This window comes from Bradyrhizobium sp. NBAIM03 (assembly GCF_020194055.1).
Lineage (GTDB): Bacteria > Pseudomonadota > Alphaproteobacteria > Rhizobiales > Xanthobacteraceae > Bradyrhizobium > Bradyrhizobium yuanmingense.
Genome location: NZ_JADYVS010000003.1, coordinates 188,072 through 205,696, shown reverse-complemented (window position 1 = coordinate 205,696; position 17,625 = coordinate 188,072). Strand labels below are relative to the sequence as shown.

Sequence of the window (17,625 nt, the reverse complement as noted above, 5' to 3'; positions counted from 1 at the left end):
GCCACGAGAGGCAGTAGCTCGCCGGCTCCGTCGCCTACTAGGAATCGATAATTTGCCAAACCCTGTTGGCTCATGCCTTTGATACCCGGATGTCCACAAAGTCGCGCCAATATCTCTTCGGCACTCAGATCAAGATGGCGGCCGAGCGCGCCAGAGAGGCGCGCAAGGAAGCTGACAAGCTGGCCTGTGTGGCGTGGAACAGCCGGATGCTCGGTTACAAGGGACCGGCGCAGCCCTCGCCGACCATCGGCGATGCGATCAATGGAGGATACCCCTACCTCGAGGTCCGCTGTCATGGCTGCGATACCAATCAGACCATAGCACTCGAGATCATTCGGCGACCAAAGACGACTCCGATCCACGAACTTGAACGCTACATGCGCTGCAAGGATTGTTCGCAGATGCGAGGGCACCCCTACAAGCGCAGCGAGCTTGTGGCGCTGCGGCCAACAAAGATTTCAGCCAGCCAACCGCCCACGACCTGGTGGCCGGGCGAGCGATAAGAGACAATCCCACTCATGTGCAATCTCTATTCGATTACGACCAATCAGGTGGCCATCGCCGACCTCTTCCGCATCGTCCGTCGCTACGAAGGCAACTTGCCGCCGATGCCCGGCGTCTTTCCGGATTACCCCGCCCCCGTCATTCGCGACGCGGGCGGCGAGCGCGAGCTGGTGATGATGCGCTGGGGCATGCCGCCGCCGCCCCGCACTGGCGGGCCGCCCGTCACGAACATCCGCAACACCTCGTCACCCCATTGGCGAGCCTGGCTCAAGCCCGAGCACCGCTGCCTCGTGCCGGCGAATAGCTTTGCCGAGTACGCGCCGGAGCCGAATCCGGAAACCAAGAAAAAGGACGTCGTTTGGTTTGCGCTCGCGGAGGCGCGACCTCTGTACGCGTTCGCCGGCATCTGGACCACGTTCAACGGTGATCGCGGGACGAAGTCTAAACCCATTCCGGGACCGCATCAGGTCTATGGGTTTCTTACGACTAACCCGAACGCAGTGGTTGAACCGATCCATCCCAAGGCCATGCCGGCGATCCTGACGACCGCTGAGGAGTGGGACGTGTGGCTCCGGGCACCTTGGGACGAAGCGAGTGCGTTGCAGCGGCCGCTCGGAGACGACGCCCTGAAGATCGTCGCGCGAGGGACCGAGAAGGAAGACGTGATCGCTTAAAACAGGTTCGAGCGCCCCCACCAGGAACAAACGGCAACCCATCGCGTTCCCTCGCATGCACGGATCAACGGACGATCCCCTGTTGGCGCGCGCCGATGCCGCCCTCCGCGAAGCCGAGCGGCTTCGCCTCGCCTTGCTCCGCGAGCGCTCCATTGCACAAGCCATCTGCGACAACGCCGCGCAAACCCGCACCCTGCAGGCCGGCCTCTCGCCGACCATCGCGATTGCGCTGACGGTCAACGCTCCTCGTTCGGCGTAGCGTCGCCCTCGCCCTGGAAAGGCTCGTGCGTCCTGCGTCCCAGAAACGTATCGGGTGGCGATTGCTTCAACAGCTCGCGGCATTCGCGCACGATCTGGCGCATGTATTCGGTCTGCTCACGGTCGGCTGGCAACGGCCGATAGACGGTCATCGCGGTGCTCCCTTACTTTGCAGGCGGGAGCGCGCTCGGTCTCTCAGCCACCGACGCCTACGGACAAAGCCTTGGCCGGTGATGCAACATCAACTAACAGAGGTCGCTTCTGTTCAATATTGAACTTTAGGACTCGCGCGGCGCAAATTGAGTAAGCCGCTCAACACGCTCAAGCTTCTCGCGAAAATTAATCCGCGCACCATATCAAATGATGTGACTCCGCTGTGCCGGAGGCGTAAGGTAAATTCATCACCGCAAGGCCCGTGGCATCGATCGGTGATGAGAACGCCAGTTGCGCTCCCGCCCTACTCTCATGAGGGAGCACGCCCATGCAGAAGCGGCGTCGTTTCAAACAGACCACCACGTTGCGCGAGAGACTCGCGGACGAAGCGGAGCGCTGCCGCGAGGAAGCGCGCAAATTGGCCCCTGGCCCCCGCCGCGACATGCTGCTGCGCCAGGCGCGCCGCGACGAAACCGCCATGCAGATCGATTCCTGGCTGCGCTCGCCCGGCCTGAGGGCGCCGACATGATGCAATATCGCGCTTATCTCATCGGCGAGAACGGCGTCTTCCGCTCCGCCGAAGCGTTCGAAGCCCCGTCCGATTCCTCCGCGGTCGATTTTGCGAAGCGGTTCACACGGCTCGGCAAGGTCGAGGTCTGGCAGCTCGGCCGAAAGATCGCGGTGCTGGACTCCGAGCAGCTTTGCCCGCCCCTGCCCGAGCCGTCCCGCCCGACGCTGACGCGTCAATGACCGCGTGACTGCGGGCGCGACCTGAGATCTTCGATCTGGAAATTGAACTTCACCTGCATGACCGGGCCGCTCGCATCGCGCACCTCGATCGCCATTTCCTGCCGGTCGCCGGTGGGCGGCGCGCCGAGCATCGCATCGCGCGCAAGGTCGGCGACGGACTTGGCGGCCTCGGCCTGAACCGCACGCGCACTGGACAATTCCAGTCCCTCCTCGTCCAGCGCAATTCCCTTGTCGTCGCGAAGGTCAAAGTAATATCGCGTCATGACCGTAATCCTCTTGCCCCCTATAGCGCAGAGGGCAAGCGAAGGTTGCAAAGAACCGCAAAAAATCACTTTGGAAATCAGCAGGTTCCGGGAACACCGGGCGGCACGCGATCGGGCCGCGCCGGCTCACTCCTCCGCGAGCTTGTGCTCGATATAGGCGTCCACCGTCTCGGCGAACGAGCGCTGCACGCCGACCGCGGCATCGTGCTGGTCGAGCGCGTCGCGTTGGAGCACGCGCAGACCCCGCCCGCGCATGCTTAACGGTGCGGTGTTCAGGTACTGGTCGATGGCGCCCTTGGCAAGCGGGATGGCCTTGGGATCGCCCCTGGCGATCAGAAGCCGGAGCAGGCTCTGGCATTCGGCCAAACCGGGCATGGCGTCACTCACCTCTGCTGCGATTTCGGCTTCGGCCGCTGCGCCGGCTGGGTATGCGTTCCAAACAGCGCCAGCAGCAGCGCGACTTCTTCCTTCGAACCGATCTGGATCATGATTGTCTCTCCGTTTCGCTTCGTTGGTCGGCCCCGGCGGGCGCCGAGTTCAGGACGATCTGGTTTCAGCACTGTTTCAGGCGTGTTTCGTCGTCGCCGTGGGCTTGGCAGAAAAGGAAAAGCCGCCCTGAGGCGGCCAGTTTCAGACTTTCCTTTTTTGGTTATTTCTTGAGGGCGTCAGAGGCGTCCCGCGCTGCGTCCTTTACATTCCCAGCGACGTTGTGGGCGGATCCCTTGGCCTTATCCATCTTGCCTTCGGCTTCGAGGTCCTTGTCCCCGCTAAGCTTGCCAGCCCCCTCTTTGATCGCGCCTTTTGCCTTGTCAGCGGCGCCCTTCACGTGTTCACGGTCCATGATCGTTATCCTCCTTGTCTAGAAGACGAGCACAACGAAAACGCTGCGCTGTCGTTCCTGCGAGACGCGCACCACACGAAGAACGGTCGATTGCGATGTCCATGAGCTGTTTACGCAGCTTGTACTTGTTGCTCGCCGCGAGTGTGCAAAAGTGGACAGACAGGGCCGTTGAGGTTTGGTTTAGCTCCTGCATTGGACTTGTAATTCTTACTTGCGATCGGCCCGGACGCTCACACTCCGGGTTTTTCGCTTGGTGTCCTAATCCGCCTTGAGCGTGAAGCAGACACCGACCCGCTGACCGAGTGTTGACGAGTCCACGCCCCCAGCACGCGCTATTTGCCGCGCCTCTGCGTCACGCCGCGCAGCGCGATGCCGTGCTGCCAGGCCCGCACCCGCACGGCGGCTTCGCTCCGGTTGAGCTCTGCGGCAATCTCGTCGGGGCGGCGTCCGGCTTCGGCCAGCGCTTTCAGCCGCTCATGCTCGTCCGCCGTCCAACGCTTCAGCAAGGGATAGCGTGATTGCATGGTCGGAGTTGGCTCACCCGTCATTCAAGTGCGACGACAATCGACCGGGACGGACCAAGTTCCTATCTGGCCGCGCGTGGCGGACCGACACTAATGAACTTTGCAAAAATAAAGCCCGCGGCGGATCGCTCCGCGCGGGCTTTGTTTCGAGCGCAGGCTCGGGTGAGACTTTCGCTCTCAGTGCATCAGTTCGAGGTGCAGACCTTGACGGTCTTCATGCCGGCCTCGGCTTCAGACCTGGTCTTGTACACGGTGTCGCCGCTGACGACGGTCGTTTCCGTGGTCGTCGGCTTCGACTCGGTGATGGTGCACTTCTTGGTCTTGACGTCCTGCACAACGTAGAACGATTGCGCAAACGCGGGAGCCGCAACCGACGTCAGCACGGCGGCAGCAATGATCGCTTTGATGTTCATCGTGTCCTCCTCCAGCAGCCCGGTCCTCCAGGCGTGTGTTCTACAAACCCGACAAATTGCCACTTGTTCCCGGCCATCGCCCCCGAACCAACTCCGGGGGATTGCGTTAGCACGCAAACAGGAGGCTTCGATGCTGGACGTGCGGCTGATGACAACTTCCCTGGCGCTGCTGGTTGCATTGATGAGCGTAGCGCTGGCCGAGCCCGTCAAGGAACAGGCCGCACCCGTGGTTCAAAGCGCCGCTGAAGCCCGCCCCATCCGCGTGATCCTTCCGGCGCCGTGGGAGCCCACCAAGGGCCAAGCCGAGTCTGTGCAATCTTCAAAGTAGCAGGTGGCGGACGCATGTCCCTGCGGCCGCGGCGGCAACTCGCTCGTCGTCGTGACCAAAGAGCCGCGGCCGAAGAGCCGCAGCAAACTCATTCAAACCAATAGCAACCAATCCGACTCTCACTTGTTGTCGCCCGCACAATCACTTGCAGGAGACAACAACATGAAACGTCTGACAGTGCTGGCTGCAACCTTGGTGCTGCTCGGTTCGGTGCCCGCGGGCGCCCAATCGCAGCCGGCGCAAAGCGGGCCGGGCAACAACGCCGTGAACAGCTCCGACCAGAACAACTCCAACGCGCCGGTCGCGGGCCGCAACAGCTTCACCGAGGGACAGGCGAAATCGCGGATCGAGGGCGCGGGCTATTCCAACGTCTCCGGCCTCCAGAAGGACGACAACGGCGTCTGGCGCGGCAAGGCCGACAAGGCCGGCACCAAGACCGACGTCAGCGTCGACTTCCAGGGCAACGTCAACCCCGCCAAGTAATTCGCGCAAGTCATCGCGCAAGTCATTCGCGACATCAGGAGATCCAGACATGACGACGACCATCTCTCGCCTGTACGACAATTACGCCGATGCCGAGCGGGCCGTGACCCGGCTCGAAAGCGCCGGCGTGCCGCATTCCGACATCAGCCTCGTCGCCAACAATTCGGACAATTGGTACGGCTCACGCTCCGGCAAGGTCGATCGTGACCGCGACGGCACCGATGATCGCGCCGAAGGCGCCGGCACGGGTGCCGGCATCGGCGCCGGGCTCGGCGGCGCCGCCGGCCTGCTCGCAGGTCTCGGCTTGCTCGCCATCCCCGGCCTCGGCCCGGTGGTCGCGGCCGGATGGCTCGCCTCGACCGCGGCCGGCGCGGCTGCCGGCGCGGCCACCGGCGGAATCATCGGCGCCCTGACCGAGGCCGGCGTCTCCAGGGAAGACGCATCGCGTTATGCCGAGGGCGTCCGCCGCGGCGGCACGCTGGTGTCCGCGAGGGTGCCGGACCAGGACCGCGCGCGCCTCGATGCGCTTCTGCACGAGCGATCGGTCAACCTTCAGGAGCGCAGCGCCGCATGGCAGAAGTCCGGCTGGACCGACTTCGACGCCGCAAGCCCGCCATTGTCGCCGGAGGATGTCGTCCGCGAGCGCGAACTCTACGGCGTAGGCTCGCGGCGATAGGGCAGCAAACTCTGACACGACAAAGGCCCCGCGATGCGGGGCCTTTTTGTCATCGTGACGCCTGCGCGCGTCGATGGTGCCATCTTGCCGGTGTTTTGCCCGACGGGTCAAACTTTATCTCAAATGCCGCAAAGCGGATTGGCCGAAGTGAAATCTCTTCGCCTCATGCTGGGACATGTCGCCTGGACGGGGCAAGCCGGAGAGACCTTCGATGTATTACGTCGCCGCTGCATTGCTGGTGCTGTCGGGACTGTTCTATTCCGCCAGCCGTCATGAGCTCGGCCAATTCGGCGCGGACGTGTGCAGCTACGGCGGCACGTTCTGCGACAACCCGGTGGTTCTCTTCACCGGCGCGGCGCTGGCCGCCGCCTGGGGCATGTTCGTCAGCATCAGGTAGGCCGATGATGGCAATATAGCCCTGTTTTGCCCGACGGAGCAAACTCGACTTAGCATTTTCGGAAATCAGCCGCCCGCTTCGGCAGCGGGAACTTATGGTATTCGATTCGCATTTGCTAAAGACGACGTCCCGCACCCGTTCGAGCCCGTTGATGAGCGACAGCGCCCTCACCCCGACGAAATCCGCGCCGACGCTGTTGCAACGGCTGGGGCCCGGCCTGATCACCGGAGCTGCCGACGACGACCCGTCCGGCATCGCCACCTATTCGCAGGCCGGCGCGCAATTCGGCTTCGGTCTGTTGTGGACCGTGTTTCTGACCACGCCGTTCATGATTGCGATCCAGCTCGTCAGCGCGCAGATCGGCCGTGTCACCGGCAAGGGGCTCGCCGCCAACGTCATGCGCGTCGCGCCGCGCTGGGCGGTGCTGGCGCTGGTGTCAATGCTGGTCGCCGCGAACACGTTCAACATCGCCGCCGACATCGCCGCGATGGCCGAGGCGCTCTCGCTCGTCATCGGCGGCCTCAACCACGAGCACGCGCTGATCTTCGCGGCCGGCTCGACCCTGCTGCAGGTGTTCGTGCCCTATCGCCGCTATTCGCCGGTGCTGAAATTCCTCACGCTGGCGCTGTTCGCCTATGTCGCGACCGCCTTCACGGTGCAGATTCCCTGGAGCACAGCGCTGCTCGCCGCAGTCTGGCCGAAGCCGAATGTCAGCGCCGATTATCTCCTGATGGTCGTGGCCGTGCTCGGCACCACCATCAGCCCCTATCTGTTCTTCTGGCAGGCCTCGCAGGAGGTCGAGGAGATGAACCAGGGCGAGCGCGACAAGCCGCTTCGCCAGCTCAAGCGCGGCGGCGATCACGAGCTCGACCGCATCAAGACGGACACCATCTCCGGCATGCTGCTCTCGAACGGCATCGCCTTCTTCATCATCCTGACCACCGCATCGGTCCTGCACGCCAACGGCATCACGAATATCGGCTCGGCGACGGAAGCGGCCGAAGCGCTGCGGCCGCTGGCCGGCGATTTCACCTTCGCCCTGTTCGCGACCGGCATCATCGGCACGGGCCTGCTCGCCATTCCCGTGCTGGCGGGCTCGGCGGCCTATGGCGTTGCCGAGATCTTCGGCTGGCGCGCCACGCTGGAGGCCAAGCCGGACGAGGCGGCCGGCTTCTACACCATCATCGCCGCGGCAACCCTGATCGGCTTCGGCCTCGGCTTCACCGGCATCGACTCGATCAACATGCTGGTGTGGAGCGCGGTGCTCAACGGCATCGTCGCCGTCCCCATCATGGCGATGATGATGCTGATCGTCTCGAACCGCACCATCATGGGCCGCTTCAGGGCCCGCTCCTGGCTGATCGCGCTGGGCTGGCTCGGCACCGCAGTCATGGCGCTCGCCGTTCTCGCTTTGCTCGGCTCGTCGGTGATCGGCTGACGCAAGGCCTGCTTCGGACGCGCTGCCGCGCCGCATCTCTGCATCTTCCCGCCGCCCCGCGCTTGGCTTAACAATGCGGTCCGGGCCCGGCTCAAGATCGGGCGACAAGAAAAGCCCGGCCGGGCGACAGGGAGCGACATGACCAAATCTTCAAAAGCAACGGGCCTCGAGATCCTCGCCTGCGATGCCGGCTGGAGAAACTATCATTTCGTCAAGCTGACGACCGAGGACGGCATCGTCGGCTGGAGCGAATTCGACGAAGGCTTTGGCTCGCCCGGGGTCGGTGCCGCGATCCAGCGCCTCTCGGCGCGGGTCATCGGGCAGAACGTCTTCCAGCACGAGCGCATCTTTGCCGAATTGTTCGCGGCGACGCGTCCTGCGGCCGGCGGCGTGGTGGCGCAGGCGTTAGGGGCGATCGAGAATGCGCTGCTCGATGCCAAGGCGAAATCGCTCGGCATCCCCTGCTATGAGCTGCTCGGCGGCAAGATCCGCGACCGCGTCAGGGTCTACTGGTCGCATTGCGCCACGTGGCGCATCAACCACCCGTCCTGGTACAAGCCGGCGATCGAAACTCTCGACGGCGTCAAGGCGATGGGGCGCGAGGTGCGCGAGAAGAAGTTCACCGCGCTCAAGACCAACATCTTTTCCTATGACGAGGGCAAGCCGACCGGCTGGCGTCCCGGATTCGGCTCGCCCTTCGCGCCCGAGATCAACGTCGACCGCAAGATCCTGCGCGACCTGCACATGCATCTGGAAGCGATCCGCGACGGCGCGGGCCCCGACGTCGACATCCTGCTCGACTGCAACTTCAACGCCAAGACCGAAGGCTACTTGAAGATCCTGCGCACCATCGCCGACCTCGACATGTTCTGGGTCGAGATCGACAGCTTCAATCCGGAAGCGCTCGGCTATATCCGCAAGCAGAGCCCGCACCCGATCTCGTCCTGCGAGACGCTGCTCTCCTTGCGTGAATTCCTGCCCTACTTCCACGCGCAGGCCATGGATGTCGCGATCATCGACACGCCCTGGAACGGCGTCTGGCAGTCGATGAAGATCGCCGCGGCGGCCGAAGCCTTCGAGGTCAACGTCGCCCCGCACAATTTCTACGGCCATCTCTGCTCGATGATGAACGCGCATTTCTGCGCCGCGCTGCCGAACCTGCGCATCATGGAGATCGACATCGATCGTCTGTCCTGGGATCGCGAGCTGTTCACGCACGAGCCGGAGATCGAGAACGGCCATCTCATCATCCCGAACCGGCCCGGCTGGGGCACCGAGCCGAACGAGGAAGCCTTGCGGGCTCATCCGCCGAAGACGAGTGGCGGGCTCCTCAACTACGGCCGCAAGAGCTGAGAGGCTGAAGCATGATCCGGAAAAGTGTCTAGCGGTTTTCCGAAAAGATCATGCTCAAACGATAACCTAAAGCGCGATGACGATTCATCGCGCTTTACGGCGTCACGGGATTGACGGTTGGAGACGTCTTCGGCCGCTGCGGCTCGATCGGCGATTTCGGATCGGTCGGGAGCACCAGGGCGCCAGCGGCCCGTGCCGCTTCGCCCGTGGTCGCGTACATCGCGACGTGGGCCGGCTGTGTCTTGGCCCGGCTCCACGGGCCGTGGTCGACGATCAGCATGGCCGCAATCGTCACCCCCGCCACGATCAACGCCATCACGCCGGGGTGACGCAGGGCTCTGGACATGGAGTACGCGAAGCGACCGTTTGGCATCGAAGGGTCCGAAATTTTCCTATCGCAGGTTAATTCGGTCGAGCCCCCTCCGGTTCCCCTACTGTTGCAGCTCGTAGCCTTGGGCGATGCCGCGCCGGTCGTGGCCTCGCGCGAGGCGACGGGGTTGCTGGGTGGAGTTCCCGGCACTCCGGGCGCAAGCTCTATCCCTCGCACACGACGCGCAAAACCGTCACGATGGTCGCCGAGATGAGACATGAAATCGCAAGCAGGGTCCAACTCGGCCTCGTGCTCGTGCGGGCCACGCGGACAACGAGCATCTTCATGCACGTCAACATTCATCCCTGGGAAGGCGGTGCAGGTAGGCTATCCCGAAAGAGGCGAGCTCTTCGGTATCGCTTGGGTGCTCTTCCCACCTCCTCTGCAGATGGCGTTCCAGCAGACAGCGCCTTGTGTCGTGCGCGGCGACCTCGGGGTGCCGCGCCCGGTACACCGTCCAGGCGGTGTCCGCGGCGTTCTTCAAGACCATGTCGTCGTCCATGCCTGCTCTCCGGAAATCCGAACCTCGTGGCGTCCCAACTTAAGGACACGCTCCAAAGTTTCCGGTTTTTCCCGGTGTTCGACCATTTAATGATTCAGGGGCGATTTGATCGGATTCTTTCTCGGCGCGCCGCGCGCCACTCGGGGCAGTCCCGAACCTCTTGGAGGCATTTGGTCGAACTGATGGGAACTGCAGGCGTCGCAGTCCAGGCCCGAATTCTCGGTGACGCCGTCCCGACGCCGAGCACCCATTCGCTCTCGCCACCGGCCAGCAGCAACCATTGCTTATTCTTCCCGTTATTCCCTAGGGCAATGTGATGTGAGAGGTATGTTGATGAAGAAGATTGCAATGTCAGCCCTGATGGCCGGCGCTCTGGGCCTGAGCTCGATCGCAGCAACGTCTCCCGCCGAAGCCCATTGGCGAGGTTGGGGACCTGGCATCGCCGGCGGCCTGGTCGCAGGCGCCGTCATCGGTGGCCTTGCCTCCTCCGCCTACGGCTGGGGACCTGGCTATGGCTACTATGGCGGTCCCCGCTATTACAGTGCCGGTTACTACGGCGGCCCCTACGCCTACGGCTACGGATACGACGAACCCTATCGATGGGGCGGTGGCTACACCACCACCTACTACACGGCGCCTGTATCCTACGGCTATCGCTATCGCCGCGTCGTGCGCCCCGCCTACGCCTATTACGGTGGGTCCTATCCGGTCGTTCGGCACCACTGGCATCGGCACCACCGCCATTGGTGAGAGCAGCCGATCAGGCGCCACGAGAGCCGCGCTCGACATGGGCGCGGCCTTTCGCTTGCAGGCCAGCGGCCATCACTCGCCTGGTGCGATGGCATTGCTCGGCGTCGGCCGGTCGGTGATCTGCTGACCGAACAGGCTGCCGATCAATTCGACCGCCGTGCGCGCGGTCCGACCGCGTTCGTCCAGGAACGGATTGAGCTCGACGATGTCGACCGATCCGACGACGCCGGAATCGTGCAGCAGCTCCATGATCAGGTGCGCCTCGCGATAGGTGGCGCCACCCGGCACGGTAGTGCCGACGCCCGGCGCCACGGAAGGATCGAGGAAATCGACGTCGAAGCTGACATGCAGCACGCCATTGCTTGCCTTGACCCGTTCGATGACGCGGCGGATCAGGACAGCGACACCGAACTCGTCGATCTGGCGCATGTCGACGATCCTGATCCGGCGCGTGCGCATCAGCTCCTTCTCGAGCTTGTCGATCGAACGCGCGCCGAACAGATCGAGCTTGTCCGGGCCGATCGAAGCGCGTGGATCGTCGCCGAGCAGGCCGTCGAGCCCGGGCTCGCCGCACAGGAACGCGGCCGACATGCCATGCATGTTCGCGGTGATCGTCGTTTCCGGCGTGTTGTAGTCGGCATGGGCGTCGAGCCACAGCACGAACAGTTCTCGGCCGCGCTCCTGCCAATGCCGCGCCATCGCATTGACCGACCCCATCGACAACGTGTGATCGCCGCCGAGAAAGATCGGCAGCGCACCTGATGTCGCGATCTCATAGCCTTTGCGGCTGAGGACGCGCGTCCAGCGCTGGATTTCGCGGTAGTGATTGGCCTTTTCGGGCGGCCGGTCGGCGAGGTCCCGGACTTCGGCTATGGACAGATCGCCATAATCGACGACCTCGAAATCGAGGCTTTCCAGCAATGTGGCAAGGCCGGCGGTGCGCAGCGCCGCAGGCCCCATCAAGGTGCCGCGCTGCGAAGCCCCCATGTCGATGGGAGCGCCGAGCAAGGCGATGCGCCGGGGTCGATCCGTCATGGTCCGGTCGGTCACGGCTGCCTCCTGACGTCAGCAAGGTTCACCCAGCCTAACAGAGATTCGCACCCGTCGTTTCCCGGGGAGCGCGCAAGCCGCCGGCATATCATCCGGAACAAAATTCCCTGCGCTGAATTGCCCATCCAAGGCCGGCACCCGCCGTCAATCACGGCGCCTGTCGCGGATAGCCAAAGGTCACCAAGACCCGCTGTTCAAAACGAGCGCTCGCGCGGATAGCCAAAGGTGCCGGCTTCGATCATCACGCCAGGAGGTCGCGTCCTTGAGCACGGAGATACCGCAATCCTCGTCCCAGCCCGGCATGGCCGAGCGTGCCATCGATACGGCCGCGGACGTCTCCCGCACCATTGGTGAAGTCGCCGGAGGCCTGCACGCAGCGGTCGATCGCCTCACCTCCGCAGTCGAGGAATCGCGCAAGCCCGGCGGGGCACTCGCGACGGTTTCCGCGATCACGCGCGAAGCACCGCTTGCCAGCCTGTTCGTCGCCTTCCTGTTTGGCGTCGCGGTGGCGCGCCGGCGGTAGCTGTTCTGCGACCGCCCCCTCGGTGAGACCGTCCTGCGTCAGGCCTGGCTCGGCGCTGCGGTCCGGCCCCGGAGCCGATCTACGTCAGAGCCAAGCGGAGTGCTACTTTTACCAACGAAAGGTCAGCGCCACAGAGTGTGGCGCCAGCATCGCCTTATACGGTCGAGAACGGCTAATCTACCTGATGCTTCACGAAAGCGGCACTTGCGTGAAGCTGCTCGCCCCCGGCGAAAATCTCCTCGCTTTATAATAGGAACGTCTCCGTTCCGGATGCTTTCCGGAAAGCAACGAGCCGGAGCTCCGCCAACAGTGCCGTGCTGCTGTTCACTTGCAGGGCAAGCCCGACGGATCGGCCCGCTATGCCGAGCACGTCAATTGCTACGTCCGCAATGGCGCGGAATATCCCAGCCTTGCCGCCCTGCTCCGCGCGATCGAGGCCGAACACGCTTACAACGAGACGTGATATGTAGGTGGTCCTCAGAACAGTCCCTACGCTCTTCTTCACTGGCTCAGATCAGACCCACGATCATCAAGACTCCGATCTCAATCATGAGGAGCGTAGCCGTTGCCGCGGAGATGAGAAACAAATCACCTAATGACAGGTGCATGATTTGCCTCACAATTTGCCCTAGAAGCGGCCCTTACATCCTTGGAACGGGGCGACAGGGCGGGATGATGGGGCCGCTTCTAGGAGGTCCTTGACGCGTTCATCCGGCGCCAAGCGGCCCTCATTCTAATCCAAATTTAAATCTCGTCCAGCATTTAATTCATTTAAAATGGCGTATTATATTAATATTTAATTGCGCCAGGACTTGAACGATGCAGTCCGCTGGGGAATTAGTTTCTTTACGGCGAGCTATCTATCTGCCCGAGCATGCGAGGGACACAAGCTGTGGCTGGCGACAGCCGGCAAGCAAGCCTCCTCGGGGCCTGACTGGATCCAAGACGATGACCGAATGCTGGCATGCGTGACAACGAGCGCGTGCGGCTGCTCTCTCTCGCAATGGCACCGAGGGACCAAGCGGTACCTGGATCGATGAGGCGGCTCTGAAGAATCGCCAGACAAGGAACCAGCCCGGCGCCAGCGCAGTGCTCTGCGGGCACAAGCAGCTTTAATCTGCCCGGCGCATGAGATTGGCTTCGGCGAAAAGCGGTGGCGAGCGGGAACGTTGAGACGGAGCTGAGGTTGATCGAAAAAGAAGAGATTGGCGGCGCCAGCTGAGCACACTGATGGACAAGACCTTCGTCTATGATGCGTTGAGGCAGGTCGAGCGCGATGTAGTTGAAGGAGAACGACGCCTTGCAGAGCAAGAGAGAGCGATCCTTCAGTTGAAGCGGGAAGGAAAGGATACCGCTACCGCTGAAATAGAGTTGGACACATTGCGCCGAGCCCAGCGTGTTCTTGATCAGGACCGACAACGCCTCCTTTCGCTGTTACAGCCTTGAACGGGTGACGGCATTCGACGCCTCTGTGCGTTAGAGCATGATCCGGAAAAGTGCGTAGCGGTTTTCCGATAAGATCATACTCAAACAATAACCTAAAGCGCGATGACGATTCATCCTAATCGCATCGCGCTTTGGTGCATCGTGAAAATCGCTTCGGAGCCAAAGCTGACGCGAACTAATGTCCCTCAACGCTGTTGTCTGCGACCGCCCCCTAGTGAGACCATCCTCCGTCAGGACTGGCTCGCGCTGCGGTTCGGTCCCGGAGCCGAGTACCGAAGGCACTATTCGTCGCATTGCCGCGGTGGCACCTGCCAACGGTAGACTTCACCTTGAAGGGTCGGATGCTGAGCGCGGCTCGCGCAAGCGTCCGCCGATTGCGTTCGCGATGTCGCCGTGCTTTAGGCAGCAGCACGGCCGCTTGAGCAACTTGCCAACGCGAACAGCCTAACGTCTGCCGTGGGGTCATAAGCGCGCTTCACGCGCGAGCCGCCCCTTTCCTTGGCACGAATAGCCAGCGCAGGCAGATCATCGCCTCATGCGTAAACGCCGCGCAGTCGTTTGAGGGGGCGTTCTGTCAGAAAGCCGGGACGGGTCTGCTGGTGGATTCAGTCTTTTTGTTTCTCGCCTGCGCTTCTTCCATCAGAGCTTTTCGAGCGCTCTTCGAAACGATCAGCGCCCTTAGCTAGATCCTGCCCCATCTTGCTCTCGGTTTTTTCTTCCTCCTTGGAAGCTGCTTCGCGCAAGCCTTCAGCGGCCCGTTTCCCCGCTTTTGATGATTTTCGTTCGTCGTCCATTTTTGGCTCCCTCCTCATCAAGATGCTTACCAGCTGCTGGTCCTCAGCTGAGATGGACAACGTTCCAATTAGATCGTCTGAACATGGTTCCAAGTTCCGCGGGGCTCTCAGTCGGATCGCGTGCGACTCCGTCGAATACCGTGATAGAGTAATCACGAAAGCAGAAGCGGTTGTTCGGAGTTTCCAATGAAAGCCAAGTGGGCTCTCTTTGTGAGCCTCTTTCTCGTGATCGTCCCGGGCTATCCCGCAGCCCAACCGGTGGAAGTGCTTTGGCTTGGGCACGCAACGACCCGCATCACTAGTGTCGCCGGCAAAGTGATAGTGATTGATCCCTTCCTCACCAGAAACCCGAAGACGCCGCCTGAGTACCGGGACTTGAAGGCGATTGGAAAAGTGGACCTGATCCTAGTGACGCACGGCCACCAGGATCATATTTCCGATCTCCTCGATCTGGCACGTCTGACGGGCGCCAAGGTTCTTGCCAATTACGAGTTCGGACGAAATCTTGTCGCGCTGGGTCTCCTTGAAGAGAACAACGTCATTGCCATGAATAGGGGCGGCATGGCCGAGCCGCTCGGCCGGGGCGTCAAGATCCATATGGTGCCGGCCGATCACAGCTCGTCGCTCGACTACAATATTCTCGGCATAAGGAACCCTGACCAGTCAGCATCCATCCGGCAAGGCGGAGGGGCCGGAGTTTCCGTTGGCTACGTGATTGAGATGGAGAACGGCTTCAAGGTCTACCACACGGGCGACACCAGCGCCTTTGGCGACATGGCGCTCATTCGGGAGCTCCACAACCCGGACCTCGCGCTGGTGTGCATCGGGGGCTTTTTCACCATGGGGCCTGACGAAGCCGCTTACGCGGTTCGGGAGCTGATCAAGCCGAAAGCGGTGATACCAATACACTACGGCACCTTTCCGGTGCTGAACCGAACCCCGGCCGAATTCAAGAAAGCTTTAGGATCTACTAGTGTCCAGGTCTTGGACGTCGCCCCAGGTCAGGTAATGAGATTTTGAGGCCGCTAATCGGGCACGTTGGCGAGTCTAAGGCCCGTCGCCATGCGTTCCCAATCCGCTGAATCCTTGAAGGGATACCAGAAAGCAGTTCCTCGAATAGAGAGTGGGTCTAGTCCCTGTCGATTCTTCTCGGCCAACGAAAAGATCCGTTCAGCGTCCGCTTTCCGGCCCAAATGGCCGTAGGCGGCGAGAAGTACACGATAAGCCCATCGGTCGTCTGAATTCAGAGCGATAGCCCGCTCCAAGCTTGCCGCTGCACTTTGAAATTGCTCCAACCCGAATTGGGCCAATCCGAGTTCATAAAAGTAAGAAGGTGGGGAGAATGGATTGAGCCGCATGCCATGGAGGACGAGCTCAAGAGCCTTGGCCGGCTGACCGGCTAAGCTCAACGCTCCAGCGAGCGCGACGTAGGCGTTCGCGTCGTTGGGATCCATGCTGATTGCTCGCTCTCCCTCTTTGATCGCCTTCTCGTGCATTCCTTGCTGAGACAGAATGGCCGAAGCGACCTGATGATTGAGGGAAATCGGAGACTGTTGTGCTTTTGTGATGTACTCTTCAGCCTTCAAGCGCGCATCGTGCACCGATCTTAGCCCGAACCTCTCTTCCTGCCATTGTCTCCTTGCAATCTGCCAGTATGTGGCCGCGAGCGCAGCAAAAGCACGAGAGTAATTCGGCTCGATTTCGATCGCTCGCTCGAAGTGGCCGATCGCCTCGCGCGCGGCCTTCGGATTCTGCTGAAGGTACCTGTTCCAACCCTTCAGGAATTCGTCGTAGGCCACCGGGTTTTCGGTGCGCTTGGTGGCGATTTGCCCCTGCTCCTTGGATGTCAACTGAACCGCCAATGTTCGCGTGATCTTGCCGGCGATTTCGTCTTGCAGCCCGAAAACATCTCCCATCGCGCCCTCGTAGCGATCTGCCCAGAGCTGCCCGCCGCTCGCCGCATCGACCAGTCGAACGTTGATGCGAATCCGGTCCGCGGCTCGGCGCACGCTGCCTTCCACCACGTAGCGGACCCCGAGATCCGCAGCGGCCTTTCGCACGTCCACGGCAGTGTTCTTGAAGGTAAAGGTGGAGTTGCGGGCGACGACGAAGAGCCCGGCCACTTTGGAAAGCTCGTTGATCACATCATCGGTAATCCCATCCGAGAAGTATTCTTGGGCTTTGTCGTCGCTGAGATTGGAGAACGGCAGCACGGCAACTGAGGGTTTGTCGGACCGCACCGGGGTGCTGTCGCCCGCGTTCTGCACCCCGCCTCGCTGCTGGGCCCCCATCCACCACACGGCTCCGCCCGCGCTCGCAAGCACCAGGGAAGCGACGGCGATCGCAGCAAGGGCAATGCTTCGCGCCCGCTGCGACGCGCCATCGTGCGCGGTCGGGTCGGCGAAGCCCGTCCGCGCCGAGCCCAGGCTCTCGCTCGAAACAGCGTAGGCCTGGACCGCTCGGTCGATGTTCTTGAGTTTTTTAAGACCCAGATTCTTGAAAGAGAATGGGAGCGCCTTGTGGACCTGCTCGTAGACGGCGCCCGAGATGCACACGCCCCCTGGCTCGGCGACTTCTTGGAGCCGCGCGCCGACATTGACCCCATCTCCAAGCAGATCTCGCCCGCGCGCTACGACATCCCCCACGTGAATACCGATCCGGAACTGGACACGCCGGTCTCGAGCGATCTCTCGTCCCATTTCTAGCAGTCGACCCTGGACCGCAACGCCGCATTGAACGGCATCGACCGCGCTCGGGAACTCCGCCAGGACGCTGTCACCCGCAGTGTTGGCAATCCGGCCCCCATGCTCCTCAATGAGAGTGTCCATGACCTCACGCGCGCTGGCGAGGCCTTTCAAGGTGCCAAGTTCGTCCAGGCCTACCAATCGCGAGTAGCCCGCGACGTCCGCCGCAAAAATCGCGGCAAGGTGCCGCTCAACCCGTTGTTCCTGCCGCAGCGGCATCCATCGTCAGCCTTTGGGGTGCCTGGCAATTCTGCAGCTTGAGATGCAAGGTTTCAAGGCACAGCGGGGTACGAAGCGAGGCTTTGGTACGCGAGGGTCGGCTGTCCGGCGAGTCGACGCCACCGCTGACACTTGGACCGGCTTGAATCAGGACTGATGTACTCCGTCCGGA

The 17,625-nt window shown here is 62.2% G+C and carries 27 protein-coding genes; 16 read left to right on the top strand and 11 right to left on the bottom strand.

Features of this window, described 5'->3' with window-relative positions; all coding sequences use genetic code 11:
- The first annotated feature begins 89 nt into the window (after positions 1 to 89).
- The 3 genes from I6F21_RS05925 (at position 90) to I6F21_RS05915 (ending at position 1,437) form a co-directional block, all read left to right on the top strand.
- Positions 90 to 503, top strand: a complete 414-nt coding sequence (locus tag I6F21_RS05925) for a hypothetical protein (protein WP_225130323.1) — start codon at positions 90 to 92, stop codon at positions 501 to 503.
- 15 nt (positions 504 to 518) lie between these two features.
- Complete coding sequence (locus I6F21_RS05920; protein WP_225130321.1) at positions 519 to 1,178, top strand: SOS response-associated peptidase; 660 nt, start codon at positions 519 to 521, stop codon at positions 1,176 to 1,178.
- Between the two features lie 82 nt (positions 1,179 to 1,260).
- Positions 1,261 to 1,437 carry a hypothetical protein gene (locus tag I6F21_RS05915; protein WP_225130319.1) on the top strand — a complete coding sequence of 59 codons (177 nt, stop codon included), beginning with the start codon at positions 1,261 to 1,263 and terminating at the stop codon, positions 1,435 to 1,437.
- On the opposite strand, the gene I6F21_RS05910 is transcribed toward I6F21_RS05915, so the two are convergent.
- Complete coding sequence (locus tag I6F21_RS05910) at positions 1,415 to 1,588, bottom strand: hypothetical protein (protein ID WP_225182889.1); 174 nt, start codon at positions 1,586 to 1,588, stop codon at positions 1,415 to 1,417. The two genes, I6F21_RS05915 and I6F21_RS05910, sit on opposite strands and share 23 nt — an antisense overlap.
- A gap of 329 nt (positions 1,589 to 1,917) precedes the next feature.
- Between I6F21_RS05910 and I6F21_RS05905 the strand changes: the two genes are divergently transcribed.
- Both I6F21_RS05905 and I6F21_RS05900 read left to right on the top strand, forming a co-directional pair.
- Complete coding sequence (locus I6F21_RS05905; protein WP_036007627.1) at positions 1,918 to 2,118, top strand: hypothetical protein; 201 nt, start codon at positions 1,918 to 1,920, stop codon at positions 2,116 to 2,118.
- Positions 2,115 to 2,339, top strand: coding sequence for a hypothetical protein (locus I6F21_RS05900; protein WP_036043971.1), 225 nt, complete (start codon positions 2,115 to 2,117; stop codon positions 2,337 to 2,339). Before I6F21_RS05905 ends, I6F21_RS05900 begins: the two co-directional genes overlap by 4 nt.
- Here the strand turns inward: I6F21_RS05900 and I6F21_RS05895 are convergent.
- The 5 genes from I6F21_RS05895 to I6F21_RS05875 form a co-directional block, all read right to left on the bottom strand.
- Entirely contained in the window at positions 2,333 to 2,602 is a 270-nt protein-coding gene (locus I6F21_RS05895) for a hypothetical protein (RefSeq protein WP_036043973.1), read from the bottom strand. The two genes, I6F21_RS05900 and I6F21_RS05895, sit on opposite strands and share 7 nt — an antisense overlap.
- Positions 2,603 to 2,728: 126 nt before the next feature.
- Positions 2,729 to 2,977: a hypothetical protein gene (locus I6F21_RS05890; RefSeq protein ID WP_225111967.1), complete on the bottom strand. Its 249-nt coding sequence runs from the start codon at positions 2,975 to 2,977 to the stop codon at positions 2,729 to 2,731.
- Between the two features lie 274 nt (positions 2,978 to 3,251).
- Entirely contained in the window at positions 3,252 to 3,443 is a 192-nt protein-coding gene (locus I6F21_RS05885; RefSeq protein WP_225182888.1) for a CsbD family protein, read from the bottom strand.
- 332 nt (positions 3,444 to 3,775) lie between these two features.
- Positions 3,776 to 3,967, bottom strand: a complete 192-nt coding sequence (locus I6F21_RS05880; RefSeq protein ID WP_036007637.1) for a Myb-like DNA-binding domain-containing protein — start codon at positions 3,965 to 3,967, stop codon at positions 3,776 to 3,778.
- Positions 3,968 to 4,152: 185 nt separating this feature from the next.
- Complete coding sequence (locus tag I6F21_RS05875) at positions 4,153 to 4,380, bottom strand: hypothetical protein (RefSeq protein ID WP_024343260.1); 228 nt, start codon at positions 4,378 to 4,380, stop codon at positions 4,153 to 4,155.
- 130 nt (positions 4,381 to 4,510) lie between these two features.
- Here I6F21_RS05875 and I6F21_RS05870 point away from each other — a divergent pair, with 130 nt between their 5' ends.
- The 6 genes from I6F21_RS05870 (at position 4,511) to I6F21_RS05845 (ending at position 9,055) form a co-directional block, all read left to right on the top strand.
- Positions 4,511 to 4,708: a hypothetical protein gene (locus I6F21_RS05870; protein ID WP_225111970.1), complete on the top strand. Its 198-nt coding sequence runs from the start codon at positions 4,511 to 4,513 to the stop codon at positions 4,706 to 4,708.
- Between the two features lie 162 nt (positions 4,709 to 4,870).
- The gene (locus I6F21_RS05865) at positions 4,871 to 5,191 is read left to right on the top strand and encodes a hypothetical protein (RefSeq protein ID WP_225175191.1); all 321 of its coding nucleotides are present in this window, start codon (positions 4,871 to 4,873) and stop codon (positions 5,189 to 5,191) included.
- Positions 5,192 to 5,240: 49 nt separating this feature from the next.
- Positions 5,241 to 5,867: a hypothetical protein gene (locus I6F21_RS05860; RefSeq protein ID WP_036028865.1), complete on the top strand. Its 627-nt coding sequence runs from the start codon at positions 5,241 to 5,243 to the stop codon at positions 5,865 to 5,867.
- 211 nt (positions 5,868 to 6,078) lie between these two features.
- Positions 6,079 to 6,264 carry a hypothetical protein gene (locus tag I6F21_RS05855; protein ID WP_057028642.1) on the top strand — a complete coding sequence of 62 codons (186 nt, stop codon included), beginning with the start codon at positions 6,079 to 6,081 and terminating at the stop codon, positions 6,262 to 6,264.
- Between the two features lie 151 nt (positions 6,265 to 6,415).
- Positions 6,416 to 7,702, top strand: a complete 1,287-nt coding sequence (locus I6F21_RS05850; RefSeq protein WP_036007761.1) for a divalent metal cation transporter — start codon at positions 6,416 to 6,418, stop codon at positions 7,700 to 7,702.
- Between the two features lie 138 nt (positions 7,703 to 7,840).
- Positions 7,841 to 9,055 carry a mandelate racemase/muconate lactonizing enzyme family protein gene (locus I6F21_RS05845; RefSeq protein WP_225182887.1) on the top strand — a complete coding sequence of 405 codons (1,215 nt, stop codon included), beginning with the start codon at positions 7,841 to 7,843 and terminating at the stop codon, positions 9,053 to 9,055.
- Positions 9,056 to 9,149: 94 nt separating this feature from the next.
- Here I6F21_RS05845 and I6F21_RS05840 read toward each other — a convergent pair whose 3' ends face one another.
- The gene (locus I6F21_RS05840) at positions 9,150 to 9,428 is read right to left on the bottom strand and encodes a hypothetical protein (protein ID WP_225182886.1); all 279 of its coding nucleotides are present in this window, start codon (positions 9,426 to 9,428) and stop codon (positions 9,150 to 9,152) included.
- Between the two features lie 289 nt (positions 9,429 to 9,717).
- Positions 9,718 to 9,927 (bottom strand): hypothetical protein, encoded by a 210-nt coding sequence (locus I6F21_RS05835; protein ID WP_036007651.1) that lies wholly within the window; start codon positions 9,925 to 9,927, stop codon positions 9,718 to 9,720.
- Between the two features lie 333 nt (positions 9,928 to 10,260).
- On the opposite strand from I6F21_RS05835, the gene I6F21_RS05830 reads away from it, so the two are divergent.
- Positions 10,261 to 10,677 (top strand): hypothetical protein, encoded by a 417-nt coding sequence (locus tag I6F21_RS05830; protein WP_063888446.1) that lies wholly within the window; start codon positions 10,261 to 10,263, stop codon positions 10,675 to 10,677.
- A 72-nt stretch (positions 10,678 to 10,749) separates the two neighbouring features.
- Here the strand turns inward: I6F21_RS05830 and rocF are convergent, their stop codons facing one another.
- A complete protein-coding gene (rocF, locus tag I6F21_RS05825; RefSeq protein ID WP_225182885.1) occupies positions 10,750 to 11,727 on the bottom strand; it encodes an arginase in 978 nt (325 codons plus the stop codon).
- 262 nt (positions 11,728 to 11,989) lie between these two features.
- Between rocF and I6F21_RS05820 the strand changes: the two genes are divergently transcribed.
- The 3 genes from I6F21_RS05820 (at position 11,990) to I6F21_RS05815 (ending at position 13,696) form a co-directional block, all read left to right on the top strand.
- On the top strand, positions 11,990 to 12,250 hold the full coding sequence (locus I6F21_RS05820) for a hypothetical protein (protein WP_036007657.1): 261 nt from the start codon (positions 11,990 to 11,992) through the stop codon (positions 12,248 to 12,250).
- A gap of 328 nt (positions 12,251 to 12,578) precedes the next feature.
- The gene (locus tag I6F21_RS38775; RefSeq protein ID WP_260343353.1) at positions 12,579 to 12,713 is read left to right on the top strand and encodes a hypothetical protein; all 135 of its coding nucleotides are present in this window, start codon (positions 12,579 to 12,581) and stop codon (positions 12,711 to 12,713) included.
- Between the two features lie 767 nt (positions 12,714 to 13,480).
- Positions 13,481 to 13,696 carry a hypothetical protein gene (locus I6F21_RS05815; RefSeq protein WP_036028847.1) on the top strand — a complete coding sequence of 72 codons (216 nt, stop codon included), beginning with the start codon at positions 13,481 to 13,483 and terminating at the stop codon, positions 13,694 to 13,696.
- 605 nt (positions 13,697 to 14,301) lie between these two features.
- On the opposite strand, the gene I6F21_RS05810 is transcribed toward I6F21_RS05815, so the two are convergent.
- A complete protein-coding gene (locus I6F21_RS05810; RefSeq protein ID WP_225130304.1) occupies positions 14,302 to 14,490 on the bottom strand; it encodes a hypothetical protein in 189 nt (62 codons plus the stop codon).
- A gap of 186 nt (positions 14,491 to 14,676) precedes the next feature.
- On the opposite strand from I6F21_RS05810, the gene I6F21_RS05805 reads away from it, so the two are divergent.
- Positions 14,677 to 15,510, top strand: a complete 834-nt coding sequence (locus I6F21_RS05805; protein WP_225182884.1) for a metal-dependent hydrolase — start codon at positions 14,677 to 14,679, stop codon at positions 15,508 to 15,510.
- Between the two features lie 5 nt (positions 15,511 to 15,515).
- Here I6F21_RS05805 and I6F21_RS05800 read toward each other — a convergent pair whose 3' ends face one another.
- Positions 15,516 to 17,453: an adenylate/guanylate cyclase domain-containing protein gene (locus tag I6F21_RS05800; protein WP_225111976.1), complete on the bottom strand. Its 1,938-nt coding sequence runs from the start codon at positions 17,451 to 17,453 to the stop codon at positions 15,516 to 15,518.
- Positions 17,454 to 17,625 lie beyond the last annotated feature (172 nt).